The organism is Nesterenkonia sp. NBAIMH1, assembly GCF_007922635.1.
Classification (GTDB): domain Bacteria; phylum Actinomycetota; class Actinomycetes; order Actinomycetales; family Micrococcaceae; genus Nesterenkonia; species Nesterenkonia pannonica.
In genome coordinates, this window is record NZ_CP042335.1 from 932,117 (window position 1) to 948,750 (window position 16,634).

The 16,634-nt window shown below is 60.2% G+C and carries 14 protein-coding genes; 3 read left to right on the forward strand and 11 right to left on the reverse strand.

All coding sequences use genetic code 11. The features are described from left to right. Positions 1-14: 14 nt before the first annotated feature. The 10 genes from FS388_RS04325 to FS388_RS04370 form a co-directional block, all read right to left on the reverse strand. Complete coding sequence (locus FS388_RS04325; protein ID WP_146340044.1) at positions 15-830, reverse strand: carbon-nitrogen hydrolase family protein; 816 nt, start codon at positions 828-830, stop codon at positions 15-17. A gap of 526 nt (positions 831-1,356) precedes the next feature. Then, complete coding sequence (locus tag FS388_RS04330) at positions 1,357-3,366, reverse strand: primary-amine oxidase (protein WP_146340046.1); 2,010 nt, start codon at positions 3,364-3,366, stop codon at positions 1,357-1,359. Positions 3,367-3,414: 48 nt separating this feature from the next. Then, entirely contained in the window at positions 3,415-4,050 is a 636-nt protein-coding gene (locus FS388_RS04335; RefSeq protein ID WP_168198589.1) for an HAD family phosphatase, read from the reverse strand. A 17-nt stretch (positions 4,051-4,067) separates the two neighbouring features. Further along, positions 4,068-5,549 carry an amidase family protein gene (locus tag FS388_RS04340; protein WP_146340050.1) on the reverse strand — a complete coding sequence of 494 codons (1,482 nt, stop codon included), beginning with the start codon at positions 5,547-5,549 and terminating at the stop codon, positions 4,068-4,070. Further along, complete coding sequence (locus tag FS388_RS04345) at positions 5,549-6,838, reverse strand: M20 family metallo-hydrolase (RefSeq protein WP_146340052.1); 1,290 nt, start codon at positions 6,836-6,838, stop codon at positions 5,549-5,551. Before FS388_RS04345 ends, FS388_RS04340 begins: the two co-directional genes overlap by 1 nt. Before the next feature lie 33 nt (positions 6,839-6,871). After that, positions 6,872-7,813 (reverse strand): choline kinase family protein, encoded by a 942-nt coding sequence (locus FS388_RS04350; RefSeq protein WP_146340053.1) that lies wholly within the window; start codon positions 7,811-7,813, stop codon positions 6,872-6,874. Then, on the reverse strand, positions 7,810-8,271 hold the full coding sequence (locus FS388_RS04355; RefSeq protein WP_146340055.1) for a phosphotransferase family protein: 462 nt from the start codon (positions 8,269-8,271) through the stop codon (positions 7,810-7,812). Before FS388_RS04355 ends, FS388_RS04350 begins: the two co-directional genes overlap by 4 nt. A gap of 463 nt (positions 8,272-8,734) precedes the next feature. Further along, on the reverse strand, positions 8,735-9,718 hold the full coding sequence (locus tag FS388_RS04360) for an ABC transporter permease (RefSeq protein WP_146340057.1): 984 nt from the start codon (positions 9,716-9,718) through the stop codon (positions 8,735-8,737). Further along, positions 9,715-11,229 (reverse strand): sugar ABC transporter ATP-binding protein, encoded by a 1,515-nt coding sequence (locus FS388_RS04365; RefSeq protein WP_146340059.1) that lies wholly within the window; start codon positions 11,227-11,229, stop codon positions 9,715-9,717. Before FS388_RS04365 ends, FS388_RS04360 begins: the two co-directional genes overlap by 4 nt. Beyond that, positions 11,226-12,224, reverse strand: a complete 999-nt coding sequence (locus tag FS388_RS04370; RefSeq protein ID WP_146340061.1) for a sugar ABC transporter substrate-binding protein — start codon at positions 12,222-12,224, stop codon at positions 11,226-11,228. The genes FS388_RS04365 and FS388_RS04370 overlap by 4 nt, the downstream gene beginning before the upstream one ends. 216 nt (positions 12,225-12,440) lie before the next feature. Here FS388_RS04370 and FS388_RS04375 point away from each other — a divergent pair, with 216 nt between their 5' ends. Further along, on the forward strand, positions 12,441-13,133 hold the full coding sequence (locus tag FS388_RS04375; RefSeq protein WP_146340063.1) for a LuxR C-terminal-related transcriptional regulator: 693 nt from the start codon (positions 12,441-12,443) through the stop codon (positions 13,131-13,133). Positions 13,134-13,154: 21 nt separating this feature from the next. Here the strand turns inward: FS388_RS04375 and FS388_RS04380 are convergent, their stop codons facing one another. Beyond that, positions 13,155-14,243 (reverse strand): phosphotransferase enzyme family protein, encoded by a 1,089-nt coding sequence (locus FS388_RS04380; protein ID WP_146340065.1) that lies wholly within the window; start codon positions 14,241-14,243, stop codon positions 13,155-13,157. Positions 14,244-14,543: 300 nt separating this feature from the next. Between FS388_RS04380 and FS388_RS04385 the strand changes: the two genes are divergently transcribed. Next, entirely contained in the window at positions 14,544-15,890 is a 1,347-nt protein-coding gene (locus FS388_RS04385) for an aspartate aminotransferase family protein (RefSeq protein ID WP_146340067.1), read from the forward strand. A gap of 9 nt (positions 15,891-15,899) precedes the next feature. Next, complete coding sequence (locus FS388_RS04390; RefSeq protein WP_146340069.1) at positions 15,900-16,634, forward strand: GntR family transcriptional regulator; 735 nt, start codon at positions 15,900-15,902, stop codon at positions 16,632-16,634.

The following is a 16,634-nucleotide window of genomic DNA, read 5'->3' on the forward strand; positions in this document are numbered from 1 at the left end:
TCCAACGTCCGGCGTCACCTCAGGTCGCGAGCATTCTCCAGGACGGGGATCCGCTTCCGCGCCTCCTGAACGTCGGCGGGATCGATGTCTACGATCAGCAGTTCGGGTCCTTCGCCGGCCTCAGCGATCACGCTCCCGGTCGGCGAGACCACCAGGGAGTGCCCCACACCGGTCGGCGCGGACGCCGGCTTCTCCGGGTCTGTCCCGTTGGGCAGCGCCTGCCCGCAGGCGATGATGAACTGCGTCGAGTCCAGGGCCCTGGCGGTGACGAGCGTCTTCCACTGCGCGACTTTGCCCGGTCCGGACTGCCAGGAGGCGGGCAGGATGGTCGCTGATGCACCGCGGCGCGCGTAATGCTGGAAGAGGTGGGGAAACCTCACGTCGTAGCAGGTGGCGAAGCCGACGGTCGCACCGCTGACCTTGACGGTGACGGGCTCAGCGCCGGGCTGGACGGTCTTGGACTCTTGGAATCCGAAAGCGTCGTAGAGGTGGATCTTGTCGTAGCTGACCTTCAGCTGCTCACCGTCGCTGATGAGCAGGGTGTTGGTGACGCGCTCAGCTCCTTCTTCGCTGGGCTGGCCGGGGGTGAACATCCCCACCACCACGAGCACCCCGTGCTCCTCCGCGATCTTCTCGACCTGTTGGGCGAACCAGCCGTCGAGCGGCTCGGCGATCTCCTTCAGGGGGTTGCCGAAGGCCCGCTGGGCGGCCTCCGGGAATACGACCAGCTCGGCCCCCTGGGCGGCGGCATCCGCGGTCCATTCGGCGATGAGGTCCAGGTTCTGCTGAACCTCGGCCCCGGTAGTGACCTGTGCGACAGCGATCCTCATGCGCCCATCCTACGTAAGGGCGTTGGCCCAGGTTGCCGGTCACCTGGAGAACCTTGCTTTACTCCGCATGACAGAGCCCCATTTCCGCTGCTGGAGCCAGGAATGGCGTTCGATCGGGCAGCCAGCATCCAGCTGGCACCACACACCTCCAGTGCAGCCAGGGCGGTGGCGGCGACAAGGAGAGCCGTGTGATCAATCATGACGCCGAGTCCCGCATGGTGCCGGTGACTCCCCTGACCAACTGCTTCGGGGGCGATCATCGACCCCGGCTCAAGAAGAAGCCAGATGTGAAGAAGCAGCATGCCAGCGTTCATCACACCGATCGTTGCCGCTGTGCGCCGCGACGGGACTCGCCATAGGTGTCCTGCGCAGGGAAGGCAGACCACAGCGAGCCCCGCCATGAGCATGCTGGACCAGAACGTTCCGTGCCCGAGCATCAGCAGGTGCAGCAGCGCCGAGGTGCCCGCCCCCACGGCCAGACACCGGCGTACAACGCGCGGGACCCTCATCGCTCCCAGCGCCTCTCTCAGTGACAGGACTCACCAGAGCTGGCACCGGTGTGGCACGAGGCGTCATCCTTCTGGGTCGGAAGGTCCAGCATCGGGTTGCCGTCGAAGAAGCCGGATGGCTTCAGGTGCAAGCCGACGGTCGCCACCGGCATGACGGGCCAATCCTCAGGGCGGACCACATGGTGGGCACAGAGGATCGGCCATAGAACGAGGTCTTCACCGTCGAGGGACCGGTTGTGCTGCGTGTAGGAAGGGAGACCTCCCGATGCAGGATTCTGCGGAACGTACTCACCAGCTGCGTAGCGCTCACGCTCGGCGAAGGGCGTAGCCCAGAGGTGCTTGCGGGTGAAGGCGCCGCGCGCGTGCTGCTGCGAGCCGGGCTGAGAGAGCGGCAGCGCGAGAGTGCCCCCGAGCTCAAGCTTGTAGCCGACGTCGCCGCCGAGAGTGTTCTTCTTCTCCGCATGAGTGACCAGCCATGAGCGCCCACGAAGGGGGTCGGCAATCCGCTGCGCTTCGGATTCGGTCTTCAGCTGGGTCTTCGTTTCGTACCAGGCGTTGCCCCAAGGGTTCTCCTCCGGCTGGGCCGCTTCGGCTTGCAACTCGTAAAGCTTGTTGGCAGGGCCGTCCACGTTCATATCCAGGCGGACGGCGAAGAAGTGCTGGTGGTTGGGGCCGTAGAGACCCGGGGCGATGACCTCGCCGAACTTAGGTGACTGGCCGTCACCGAAGGCTCCGGTCGAGAGGATGCCGGTGAGCTTAGATTCGAACTCGATGGAGCCGTCCAGGTAGAGGTACCAGTAGAAGCCATAGTCGTAGTTGCCGACGGTGGCGAAGAAGGAGATGACCAGGCGCCGATTGCGGCGGACCTCCCCACGGCCGGTGCGGAAGTCAGTGTGCTTCCAGCCGATGCCGGCGTCCTCCTCGTGGATGCAGACCGCGTTGGGGATGGTGGCCGGCTGACCCTCCTGATCACAGACTTGAGCGTCCACGTAGGTGATCTCCCCCAGGCAGTCGCAGCCCAGCTCAAGGGAGTTGGCCAGCCCGCCGAGTCCGTACTCACCCTCATCGAAGACGTTCTTGTTCCAGTGGGTATCGCCAGGGTCGCCGTAGGGAACGTACATCTCGGCGAGCGACGCGCGGTAGAGCACGGATCGCTCCGTGCCGCGATCGTCATAGGTTATGTCGTGCAGGACCAGCCCTTCGCGGGCCGTGAATCCCAGGCGCAGCTTCCATTTGGCCCATTCGATTCCGTGGCCTTCCATGCGGAACGACGGCCCCTCGGGCTGAGTGATATGAATGGGCTTCATCGGTTCCCTCACCTCGGGGAAATGCGGGGAGTTCTGGGGGTCGGTGACGCGCTCGGCAGCGTAGTTGCCCTTCTTCGAAGGGAGCTCGACGACACCGGTGTCTTTAATGTCCACGATCTCGTTGCTGTCGAGGTCAACGGTGACCACGAGATTCTCCACCGGCCGGGCATAGGCGTTTGCATCGTCCTCGCCCTGGATGAAGAGGATCGGCCGCGCAATGCGCCGCGAACTGGGAGCGTCAGCCTCCATGATGTGTCCGGCCGCCCATTTGTCCACCCAAGCTTTGGAAAAATCCTGCACCCCGCGCTTCCGAAGAGCATCCTGTACGCGCGAATCCTCGCGGATCATGTTTTCACAGGCCAGGAACTCCTCCTCCGTCATGGGCGGCTGGGAGCCTGGCAGCTCGGTGTAGCTGGTCACGGTCTCCGCAGTGAGATCGACAACGGCCTCGAGACTACGGCGGCCTGCGTGGTCGCGCAGTAGAATGAAGGCCTCGCGGCTCCAGTTCGCACGGCGGCTCTCGACACCAGCATCGAAGGCGCGAACGGTCTCCTTGCCGGGCTCTTTGAGCTCCACAAAGACGAAGCGTTGGGCAGTTGTGAACTCGGGATGCTGGCGCAGGAGGGTGCTCGCTCTGCTGATCTCCTCCGACGTGAGCGGCTCGAACGGATGGATAATCGTGAAAGCCTCACCGGTGGGCTGAGCGGCTTGCTGTGTCACGGGATGTGTCCTCTCAAGGGTTTCGAGCGTTCTTCACGTATCTGGTGGTTAGGTGTGCGCCTTAAGATCCAGAAGGTTCTTACCCTCGAGGGAACCCCAGAGGATGTCTGCGTGGCATGCTTCGAGAACCTCATACGCAGGAACTCCCACTGAGCACATGCCTGCGGCTCGAACTGCTGCAAGCCCTCGGAGGGAATCCTCAACGCCGACTACTGCTCCCGGCGAAACAGCAAGGAGCTCTGCCGCACGAAGGTAGACGTCGGGGGCGGGTTTCTCTCTGCTGACATCATCACCGGTCACTACGGCGGCGAATCGAGGCGCCTCCGGAGCGGCGAGCACCTGTTCCACAGTCGGCCTATGCGCCATCGTAGCTACCCCGATAGGCAGCCCCTCCTTCTGCAACTCTGCAACGAAAGCCAGGGCGCCCGGCCTCCATGGCACTGCTGCGGACAGCCGGCTTGTCACCTCCTCGACGATCCGGTCGACGATTTCCCCGCTGCCGAGAGACACCCCAAGATGCTGGAGCAGAGCCGCCAGATCCTGAAGACCCATCCCCACTGCTTCGAGATCTTCGTCCTCCGTCCATCGACCGCCTGCTTCCTGGACGATCCTCTGTGCAGAGTCGCGGTAGTGGCCCTCGGTATCAATCAGAGTGCCGTCCAGATCAAAGACGACTGCCCCCACGGACCGCCTTGCGTGCATCACGCTGAGCCTCCGATCCGCGCTGCCCCCGCAAAGAAGGTTTCTTCTATGGGACTCTCGCTGTTCGGCGCGACTGGCCAACACATTTCCACGGGCCGGTTTGCTTCCAACCACTCAGAGATCCCAATGACGCGTTCATCGTCAAATCTCTTTCCTAGGACCTGCACTGCGACGGGCAGCCCTTTCTCCATCCCGAACGCCACACTCGCTGCCGGTTGCCCCGTCTGGTTGGCCCAGCAAGTGTAGGAGCAGTGGGCCAGGGGGCGTGAGTGATCCAGGCCTACCATCTCAGCGAGGTATCCCAACCCAGGAAGAACCGGCGAGAGCACGACGTCGTACGCATCAAAACGTTCGATGACCGTAGCCGCCGACCTCAGCACGGCATGCTGATCCGATTCGTGCTGAACGGCTGTGAAACCGTCAGCCTCCGCGCACCACTCACTGATAGCCGGCAGGACTTGAGAGCGCTTTTCTTCAGGGATACTCCACCATTCAGTACGAGCGCGAACCTGAAAGAGCCGATCCAGCGCCCGGTAGGGGTCCTCCGAGAAGAGCGGGCGCATTTCAGCCACCTGCGCTCCACCTTCCTGAAGCGATTCAGCGGCTTGCCTCACCACGCGTTCAACAGATGGGTGAAGAGTCTCGCCGTAGCCAATATCCAGCAGCAGTCCTACTTTCAGGTCACGGATGTCCTCCTGAGCAAGTTCCCTTGCACCTTTCTCGGACGACGGAGGAAGGCTTAGGTAGTCCCGACGGTCCGGTTGCGTGAGCAGCTCGAACAGTTCAGCGCCCTCTCTCACCGAACGGGCCATGGGACCCGGCGATCTCACGGTGCTGGGGGCCAGATGCGGGATCCTTCCTTGAGTCGGCTTCAGGGCAAAAAGTCCGCAATGCGCGGCGGGCAGGCGGACTGACCCGGCGATGTCCGTGCCGACGCCTGCAATCCCTATCCCTGCAGCCAAGCTGGCACCAGCCCCCGCGCTTGATCCCCCAGGACTGAGGCTGAGATTCCAGGGATTGCGCACAATGCCGTACAAGGAACTCACACCAGAAGCTGCCATCCCGAAATCAGGCATCGTCGTCTTCGCGAAGACGACCGCGCCGCCTTCCTTCAGCCGAGCCACAGGTGGGGAGTCCACTGCTGCCGGGGGCACCTGTTCGTGACCTTGAGAACCATGACGCCACGGGGTGCCTACAGCGTTGATACTGTCCTTTATCGAAATCGGCATGCCGTCCAGCGCACTGAGAGGGGCACCCTTCCGCCACCTTCGGGCTGACGCTTGGGCCTGCTGATAAGCCTCGCTGTCGTTCCGGAAGGCAATTGCGTTGATATCACCGTTTACCGAGTCGATACGCGCGAAGGTGTCCTCGAGCACCTCGACGGGACTCAACGATCCCTCGGTGTAGTTCTGCCTCAGCTCTTCCGAATTCATGCCGAGCGGCGACAAGGATGAGGGTGCCGCGATGCTCCCGTCCTTCATCACTCTGCCCCCTCGTCAAGTATCCCGTGTTGTACCAGGCGACTAACGAGACCGGTGACCAAGCGCAGGCCGTTGAGCATGTCGGAGTCGCTCGAGAATTCACGTTCGCAGTGCGAAATCCCATCTGCGGAGGGCACGAAGAGCATGACCGTGGGATAGATCCTATTCAGAGCTACTGAATCGTGACCGATCAAAGTTGTCAGTCGCTGGGGAGTCAGGCCTTCTTCATGGGCAACCTGCTCTGCAAGCTCGACTCCAGCCGCCGTATACGGCTGGCTCGGACGAATGGTGAATTCTTCAACATCAACGTCTACATTGTGGTTCTTCGAAATCTCGCCGAACTCGGCGATGAGACTGCTCCGAGCGCTTTCTACGTCCTTCTGGTACAGCCCACGGACGTCAAGCAGAAGATCAACCTGACGGGCGATAACGCTCGGAGAATTAGGGTGCACATCGAATTTGGCGACAGACGTGATGAACTCATCTGCCCGATGCCTATGGGCTTCTCGATGTGCTGCGGTCACCACTTCGGCGGCTGCCAGGAGTGCATCCCGACGATCAGCCAAGAGCGCGCCCGCGTGCGCCTGCTCGCCGCGGACATGGACGAGCAACTTCTGGGCGGTCCAGTTTCTTTCGACGATCCCAACATGTGCTCCGGATCGTTCGAGTCTCCGCCCCTGCTCGATATGTATCTCTACGCAGACGGCCGTATGGAACTCCACCGGTTCGCCAAGGCGGCCGGTATCTCGCAGAGCACTGCGCACTGAGATTCCGTCGGCATCACGAACGTTGAGCGCCTCCTCGAGCTGCAGCGCTCCTGTGTACACGGAGGATCCCATGATCGAGGGGCCGAAACGTGCACCCTCTTCATTGAACCAGTCCACCACTGCCAGATTGAACCGCGACGGCACAAGACCTGCTTCTACCGCTTTTTCGACAGCTAAGGCCGCGTGGAAGGCGGCGATAACACCGTAGGCCCCGTCGAACCTCCCGCCCTGGGGCTGGCTGTCGAGATGGGAGCCCAGAAGTATGTATGGCTCCCCAGGAACAAATTCCTTGAGGGCAAATATGTTTCCAATTGGATCGGTCTTTACAGAAAACCCGCGCCTCTCCGCCTTCTGCGCGAACCAGTCCCGCACTGCACCGTGCTCTGCCGTTCCTGCTTGCCTGTCGATTCCTTGGTTTGGGGTAGCGCCGAAGTCTGCTGTCCGCTGAAAGTCCTTCAAAAATGCATCAGCGTTGAGAAAGGCGGCGGCTCCCGACTCTGCCGGGAATGAGGTTCTTGTCATCTTTGATGAATCCTTTGTTCAAAAGCGTCGGAATCAGACGGCTTGCAACCACTGCGACCAACGAGGGTCAGCCATCTGCCCCCGTGCCCGCAGGAGTTTCCAGACCCCGTATTTGTGATAGTCAAAGTCCCAGCTCGTGTTCAGCTGGTGATTCACGCAGCCCCAAAGGCCCCATTTCACGTCCGCTAGAAAGCGGCAGAGCTGCACACGGGAGACCACTTTCCAGTTAGTGCTCCCATAGGCCGCCTCGATGCAGGCCATCGCCGTCGGCTCGTCGTAGAAGAACTCGGCCAGGATGAGCGCGAGGTCGTATGCGCGTTCGTTATTGGAGGCGAATTCGAAGTCGACCAGCTTCATCGGCCCATGTTCGCTAATGAGAAAGTTCCCCGGCATTGGGTCGTTATGGCATGGAACGAGATCCAAACCTGAGGCTTGCAGCACCTCTTTCACGATCCCGTATTCGCGCAGGAGCACCGAAGCGAAGGGAGGTAGTTGAGCACCCAACTCAGCGCCCTGCGCCAGATGTTCGTCGATAAGATCGAACATCGTCTTGGTAACGGGAAGGGGTTCAGTTCCGTGGAAGGCGTCATACAGGCGCAGAACGTCCTCCGTGATAGCCCATTCCTTCATGTCTCCGTTAGTGCATGCTCGGTACCCTTCTAAAAACTCACAGACCTCAGCACCAGAGGCGCCGTCGAAATGGGCCACCCTAGGGCTGATTCCCAAGTCACCGGCTCGCTTGGCCGCGACATTCGCCACTCCCCGGTCTATGAACGCATCGGTTCCTGCGCCCGGCACCTTGAGAAAGTAGCTGCGGTGGTCACCTGGGACTGTCACACGCCAATTGCTGTTCTGGAGACCTCCTATTACCGGCGCGTATTCAACACCCAGGCCACCCCACTCGGGGACGGACCTCAGATGCTCTTCCACTTCTCTTTCAGCCGCAGTGCTGGCTTGGCCGAGTACGTTACTCATTTCACCCTCCTCAGGTGGTCGTCAGTTACATAGGCGGAGAGCGCCACTCTTGCGCGTAGGAACATCCAGTCGGCGAACTTGGAGTACTCCTGCATGCCCGGGTCGACGCGATCCAACCACACGCCAAGGAGGGCACCTCTGACGGCTTCCGCTGCTGCGTATAGACGCGCCCGGCAGTAGAGGCCTTCTTCGAAGGAGCCCCAGAAGAGTTCGAACACCTCCCTGCCCTGGTATTCGGTGAGCCCAAATTCGAGGAGCGCAGAGCCGACATCCTGCAGGGGATCTGCCTTGCTGGCCCAGTCGAAGTCGAGGAGCAGGGCACTGTTGTCCTTGCGGTTGAGGGCTACATTGGAGCAGTTGGCATCCCCATGGATCGGCGCCTCGTCGGCGCCCAGCGACTGGATGAGACCTGCGATTTCAGCGACCAGCGAGTAAATCCACTCGACATCGCTAGGCATTCCTCCGGTGCCGTCCCCAAGAGCGATTGAAGGGATTCGATGTCGTCGAAGACCGAGCAGGCCCGCAGCACGGGCACTTCGAGTTGCCAGAGCCTGCGCCTGACACCGAGGTATTTCACCAGGACTTCTTCATCCAGGAAATCCGCCATCGTGGATGTCCTATGGGTTTCGGTGAGGTCCTCCAGAAGAAGTTCAGGGGGGCCATACGAGGCCCCGATAACTTCTGGGCCAAGTCCCTCTTCCCCTGCTTTCTTTGTCGTGCCAAAGACTGAGGGAAGGTCCAAGTAGCCGCTCGCATGCTGGGTATGCGCTTTGACGAAAACCGATGCGCCGCTTTCGTGCCGTGCACGCCATCTGACGGAATCAGCGCCCCACCAATGGGGACTCGCCATCGTAGGAGGTGGCGGAGAGAGGGATTCGTCTTTGGTGATGCCCATAGCTGTTCCTTTCGTGGACTTGATAGTCAGAGTTTCTGCCGAAGGTACATACGCAGTGCTTCGAGCCCTGCCGCGCAGATCAGCACGATGCCGGAGACGATGTTGACCATCTCGGACCCGACGTTCATGAGGGTCAGACCATTTCGGAGCACAGCGATGAACCAGACACCGAGAAGCACACGCCATAGGCTGCCTCGACCTCCGGTGAAGGGAATGCCGCCGAGGAGCACTGCGGAGAGCACCGTTACTTCGAACCCGCTTCCCAACGTCCCTGCGGGCGCTGAGTCCAGACGCGTCACCAGGACGAGTCCGGCGATGCCTGCGGCCACACCAACCCCGATGTACAGGGCGAAGACAGTGGTCTTGACCTTGATACCCGTTAAGAAGGCAGCCCGCTTGTTAACCCCTATGGCAAGTACGTGTTTTCCAACGGCTGTTGTTCCCATAATGAAGATGCAGATCGCAGCGACTCCGATGGCAACCCATGCAATATAGGAAATGCCGAGGAAATCCCCAGAGCCGAATGCTTGAGCTCCCTCCCCGAAGCCGAAGAGAGGGTCCGGTGCCAGAGCCATTGCGGTGCCACGTCCGGCGGCGAGCATTCCTAGGGTGACGACAATGGGAGAAATGGAAAGGTAGCCGATCAGAGTTCCGTTAATTAGGCCTACCGCGGCACCTACTGTTATTGCGACCAGGCTTCCGCCCAAAAAACCGAGTGGGCCGAAAGCGATCGCCCCAGTCACACCCGCCACGGCCATAGTTGAACCCACGGATAGGTCCACGTAGCCGGCCATGAGCAGCATGGCGAAAGCCATGGAAATGATAAACAAGGGAGCATTTTGCGTGATTACGGTTAGCAGGTTTGCAACCGTCAGGAAAGATGCGGTATTCAAGGTGAAGTAAACCATTAGAAGAACGGTTGCCACTGGCATGACAGCGGCAATGGCGGTGAGCAGAAAGGAACGAGTATCGGTCCTCTTGCCCATCACGGAGATAGTTGCTGTGCTCATGAGGCGTTTACCTTTTCGCTCTGAAGATCGACTGACTGTGCTTTCGAGAGGAGAGTCTCTTCGTCCACTTCCGGGCCGAATACATCCGTGATCTGCCCTTCGTGAAGCACCACGATGCGATCAGCGAGGGCGACGGCTTCTTCCGGGTCAGAGGTCGTGAAGAGCACGGACCGGCCGGGGGCCTGAGCCGCGAACTCTTTGACCAAGCGGTAGATCTGCTCCCTGGACCCGATGTCCACACCTTGTGTCGGCTCGTCAAGCAGCAGGAGCCGGGTTTCGCCGAGTCCGGCAAGCCAACGTCCGACGACGATTTTTTGGGCATTCCCACCGGAAAATGCGCTGGCATTAGCATCTGCGGCGGGAGGAGACAGTTGGACTTTCTCCGCAACTCGGTTGAAGACCCCTTTCTCCTGACGTGGAAGGCGCAGACCGCGGGACAGATACCGGAAATGCGGCATCAGCAGATTGTCCAGAGCTGACAGTTCAGCGAAGAGGGACTGTGCAGGCCGATCCGAGGCGACGAGAGATATTCCACTACGGGCTGCTTGTCGGGGTGTATAGGCCTTCGCGTTGCGACCGCCCAGCGTCAGCCTTCCCCCTCGAGGCCTTCTTGCACCAGCAAGCGTCTCCAGCAGATTTGTCCTTCCCCCGCCCATCATGGCGTAAACGCCCACGACCTCCCCTTCACCTATGCTCAGGTCCACGGGCCCACAGTATGAAGTGCGGTAATCACTGAAGCGGACGTTCTCCGGCCCCGGAACATAGTCAGTCCGTCCGCTGCCGCCGGTGGCGGACGGAGAAATGCCGGAGACAAGAGCCTCCAGAGTCACGTCCTGCCGCTGTTTGGACCAGAGGACCCTTCCATCCCGCAGAATCGAGACGCGATCCGCTGCCTCCATGACTTCGCCCAGAATGTGCGTGACGAAGACGACGGCAATATCGCGCTCGTGGGCCAGCTTGCGAACCAGGGCCAAGAGAGAATCGACTTCTGCCTGCCCCAGAGCTGCGGTTGGCTCGTCAAGGATGAGAACAGACGGCTCCCGACGCAGTGCACGCGCGATCTCCACAATCTGTTGCTGCCCGATCGAGAGCTTCTCAACGGGGGTGCGCGGGTCTAGCTCCGTTCCCAGACTCTGCAGCAGCTCTCGAGCCACCTGATCTTGTACACGTCGGTTCAATACCCCAGCTACACCCAGCTCATCTCCCAGAAAGATGTTGTCGGCGATTGAAAGCGAGCCAGCCAGCTGAAAATGCTGATAGATGATTGCGATTCCAGCCTCAAAGGCTCCCGTCGGAGAGAACCCTTCGTATGCTTTGCCACCTATAGTGATGCGGCCGCTGGTCGAACGATGTGCACCGCTGAGGCAGCTGAGAAGCGTCGACTTCCCGGCCCCGTTAGCTCCCAAGAAAGCGTGGACCTCTCCCCTTCTGAATTCTAGGTTGACGCCCTTCAGCACTTCGACAGGGCCGAACTTCTTCCGAAGGTTCTCTACGAGAAGGCCGGTGCTCATTCGAACTGCGCCTTCATCTCATCAAGCAGGTCCTGATCATCGGGGTGCACGAGATGATAAGGAGACTCATCGTCAGGGTTTCCCTCTCCGACGATTGCCGCCAGGGAGTTGTCGACGATCGAGTGTGCCAAGTGTTCGATGTCGATGGCTGCGCTGGCCTTATAGTGCGTATCGCTTTCAATGGCTTCGAAAGCTTCGGGAATGCCGTCATTGCCTGCAATATAGGTCTCCTCCGGCGGGATGTCGGACGCCTGAAATGCGCCAAGAGCACCGACAGCTGCGTCGTCGTTCGTCCCGATGAAGATCCGGACATCATCGTGCTCCGCGATAACATCCTCGGCGACCTGCCTGCCACACGATGTGTCGCCACAGTCCTGCAAGGACACGATTTCAATCCCACGCTCTTCCAGCAGCTCGGCCGGAACCTGCCAGCGACCGGCAAGCGGCGGCAAAGAGGGAATCTCGGCAATTGCTGCGGTGATGTCCTCGGTTCCATCGGAGTAGTTCTCATCCAGCCACTCGTCCAAATGGTCCGCAATCATCTGCCCGGAGTACTCGTTGTCAAAGCCGACACTTCCGTCCTGGCCATCCATCTGAGAGGAATACGTCAACCATGCAGTACCGTTGTCCTGAGCCTGAGACTGCAGTCCCGCGAAAGCACCGACGTCCGCCGGCCAAAGGACGATCGCGTCAATACCCTGGTTGACCCAACTTTCGATCGTCTCCCGCTGTGACTCAAGGTTGCTCTCGATGGTCCCGTCGAGCAGGACATCCACACATTCAGTCTCCGCACCGTACTCCTCGGTATAGCTTTTCAGAGTGTTGACGAAATCCACTTCTCCCAGGGGATGGCTGAAGCCGATCGTGTAAGTCTCCTCACAGTCTTCATTCGCTGCCGCTGCATCTCCACCATCTCCATTACACGCGGTGAGAAGAATTGCGGAAATAGCAGCGAGTGAGCCTGCCGTAAAATAGGTTTTCGGGAATTTGAACATGAATTAAACCTCCGTAAGCCAAGGTGCTCGATGAGTGACACCATCAAGCTACCGACACTGGAGACGCTTATCCATACGTCAAATAACGGAGCTTCCTAGAGGTTTAGTTAAATGTTCTCCGGAAGCTTCATGCCAGTTTTACATCCCCGAAACACTCTTCAATAAAACTGGACATCTGAAGGTCACACAATCCCACGCATAGGACGCCCCTGACCCATGGAAGTCAATCTCAAACATTTCCCACAGAGTCTTGCGGACGCCATTGGCCAGGATCCCCAAACCCGCACTGAGGGCGCACTGCGGCTGTCACGCCACATTCTTGGCGTCGACGCACTAGCACTGACCCTGGTCCCTCCATTCGACAACAAGCCCCGCTTGGTGGCACACGATGGATATGAGGCCGATGTTGCAAGGGTTTACACCGAAGAATGGTTCGGACTCACACCACGTCGCATCAGGCGCCATCAGCACGACCCCAAGCGTCTCTACCCATGGGATCGCTCCGAGTTCGCAGACACGCCGTATGCATCAGAGACCCTCATGCCTGCTGGATATCGCAACGGGATCACCTACCCGCTGACCAGTACACATGGCATTATATTCGGATTCATACATACGAATATAACGAGGCTTAAGTTTGAAACCGAGACGCAAGAAATGCTACGAGAAACTGCAGATCAACTGGCGGACGCTGCATACGTGCTGTACGAGCGTTTCAGTACAGGACTAACTTCTCGAGAGCGCGAAATAATAACTTATATACGAGAAGGATTAAGCAATCCTGAAATTGCTTCGACTCTTTATGTGTCACCCCGAACCATCAGTACTCATGTTGACCATATTCTTAAAAAGACCGGTTCTATCAATAGATCTCAGGCTGCAGCCTGGGCAGTCAGACATGGATTCTAGGAGACTAGCTTAGTAGACCGTTTATTCTATTATCCAAACCGACGAACATAGGTACTGGTTCGCCACGTTCACGGTTCCGGGGACCTGAGCAGCCCAGATCGCCGGTGGTAGTGCGTCCTCACGGTGGGTGATGGTCCACCCCAGCATCGTGAGTCCGCGCAGCATGCTGAGCGCACAGGCGTGACCGATTTCCTTGTCACTCAGCTCACGGACCTCCTGATAACCCTTGAGCCACTCCTTGGCGATCCGGGGCGCATACGGTTCGTGCTCGATGAACGAGAACGCGGAGGCGAGGTCATAGAGCAGCCAGCCGTATCCACAGTCATCAAAGTCAATGACCGTCAATGTGTCGTCGTGGATCATGATGTTCGAAGGCCGGAGATCTGCGTGGATCAGGCCCCAGCCGGCGCCCCCTGGCTCCAGACCAGAGACTTGCTCCAGGGCCCGCTCTTCGGCCTGCGGCAGCACTGTGAACTGTGTGCCAGTGAGCTGAGCTCCGCGCCAGTCTCCCCAGCGGCTCGACTCTCCCAGCATGTCAGCTATCCCCCATTGGAATCGCCCGAATCCCTGCGGTCTCAGCCATTCCTGCTGATGGTCGTGGAACACGGCAGTCGTCGCGCCGATGCGGCGATAGTAGGAGGCAGGGTCCTGCAGAGTGTCAATGATGTCCTCGAGAACCTCCCCTTGGATGAAGGCGAAGGCCACCACGTGCCACGGAGCTTCAGCCGCGGCAGCACCTTCGGCCTCGCTTCGCCCGAAGGTGAGAACCAAGGAGTCGTCGACCAGGGGCAGGACGCTCGGCACTCTGACATCCATGTCGTTACCCAGCGCGCGCACCCACTGGAGCTTCGAGCGGATCTGCTCCGGTTCCACATAGCCGGGACGGTGCACGCGCAGCACCGCATAGGGGGAACCATCGATCTCGACCCGGAAAGTCGCGTTCTCTGACACGGAGATGAGCTTCAGGCGCGTGCGCTCGGGGGGTAAGCCCCACCCGACAGTGACGCGGCGAATGAGCCAGTCCGGGGCCATATCCCCCTTGCTCATGGCTGCGAACGCCGCAAAAGAATGATTCGACATGATCAGGTCCGGCGAAGCGGTGCTCAGCAATGGAAGTTCTCCTCGTTCAAGTGAGGAGGGCTGGGTGCCTCACCTTCAGACTGCCATGAGCGTCAGTCATCTGACGACTAAAACGGGCAGCTCCACCGAGTCTTTACACAGCTTTCACGCAGCGCCGTTTCTGTAATGGACCGTTTATCTGGAACGCAGATTCTGTAACGCTCCCGAAACGTCAACGGTTCCCGCCCCGACCAGCTGCTGGAACCATTGAAGATCTCACACTGCAGCACACGGAGGGCTTGGGTGCCCCAGGCTGCCGGCTTCATATCCGATCTCACGAAGAAGGAACCCATGGCGATTCGATCCACCATCATGGACAACAACAGCTTCCGTGCTGAGCACGCCGGTGAGCTCGAGCCAGAGACGCTGAGACTCACCCAGCGTCGTGAAGACGCGCTCGGAGGTTCCTACCGCCTCTTCTACCGCAAGCCCGTCCACTTGGTCCGCGGAGAAGGCCAGTATCTCTGGGACGCCAACGGCACAAAGTACCTCGACATGTACAACAACGTAGCCAGCATCGGACACGCTCACCCAGCCGTGGTCGAGGCGGTCCACTCTCAGATGCAGCAGCTGAACACCCACACTCGGTACCTGCATGAGCGCATACTCGACTACACCGATGACCTGCGCGGAACCCTTCCCGGGTACTTGGAATCAGCAAGATATAAAGCCATGTACATGTGCACTGGGTCTGAGGCCAACGACCTCGCCCTGCGCGTAGCCAAGGCCCACACCGGCGGCAGCGGGCTGATCGCGACGACTGAGGCCTACCACGGAAACTCCGAGCTCAGCTCCTCCGTCTCCCCAGCATTAGGGAGCGGACAGCCCATCGGCGAAAACGTGTGGCTTCTGCCCGCTCCTGACTCCTACCGCACAGGCGTCGAAGAGATCGAACCCTGGTTCGCTCAACAGGTCCGTGACGCCATAGCGGACATGGAGTCCCGAGGGGTCAAGCTGGCCGGCTTCCTCGCCGACTCAATCTTCTCCTCCGACGGCGTGCTGCCCGGCAACTACCTCAAAGAGGCCATCGAGGCTGTGCACAGCTCCGGCGGGATATTCATCGCCGACGAGGTTCAGCCCGGGTTCGCTCGGACTGGTGAACAGTTCTGGGGCTTCGCCGCCCATGGCGTCGCTCCAGACATCATCACCACCGGAAAGCCCATGGGTAACGGCATTCCCGTTTCGGGGCTGCTCGCCCGCTCCGACGTGCTGGCTTCCTTCAGCGACACCACCCCCTACTTCAACACTTTCGGCGGAAACCCAGTCTCCATGGCAGCCGCTCAGGCTGTGTTGGATGTGATTCGCAGGGAAGGACTTCAGCAGCACGCGGCGGAGGTGGGCGCAGAAACGCTCAGGACCTTCCAGCTCCTGGGTGAGACGCACGACGCCGTCGGTGACGTGCGCGGCGCAGGCCTTTTCATCGGCTTTGAGCTGGTGAAGGACCGCAGCACGCGGGAGCCGGACCGCGACCTCGCACTGGCCATGCTCGAAGAGCTGCGGTCTCGCGGAGTGCTCACTTCGGTCGCCGGCCCGCACGGCAATGTGCTGAAGCTGCGCCCTCCGCTCCCGTTCCAGCGGGACGACATCAGGTGGGCCTCGGCCGCCCTGGACGACTCTCTCAAGGCCCTCTCTCACTAGACTCAAGGGATGACACGGGCTGAGGAGATCGAGCAGCGACTTCTGCGTCTGCTGAGCGAAGGTGAGTTCCGTCCAGGTGAGCGAATCGGCACAGAGCGGTCCCTGGCCGAACAGCTCGACGTCAGCCGCAGCCTCCTGCGTCAAGGATTGGAGCGTCTCGAGAACCAGCAGAGGCTGCGCCGCTCGATGGGGCGCACCGGAGGGGTGTTCGCAGACGACGGCAAGATCCAGCGTCATCTCAATACAGTGCAGGGTGTACCCGAGATGGTTCGGCGCCAGGGGCTGACGGTGCGGACCACTGTGATCCGCGCAGAGCTGGCCTCCCCCTCACCATCAGAGCAACGCGCCCTCGAGATGCAGGGGAGCTCACCTGTCTTCCGAATCGTGCGAATTCGGCATGCCGGCTCCGCCAGCTGGTCCCTCGACACGTCGGTGCTGCCCGCCCGCCGCTTCCCACGACTTCTCAGCCAGGATCTCACGGTGTCCCTCTATCGTCTGCTCGGTCGAGAATATGAGCTGACGATCGACCGAGCGGAGGAAACGGTCGAAGCCACGCAGGCGACTCGCGAACAGGCCGAAGAACTTGAAATCCCCATGGGTGCTGGCCTGCTGGAGATCCACCGGGTCACCTATGACGAGTGCCACTTGCCAGTGGAGTATGCACACGATCTCTTCCGCGCGGACCGGACACGCATCCATACGCAGAAGGTCGGGTCCAGTTGGAAGCGCGCTCGGAATTTCTAG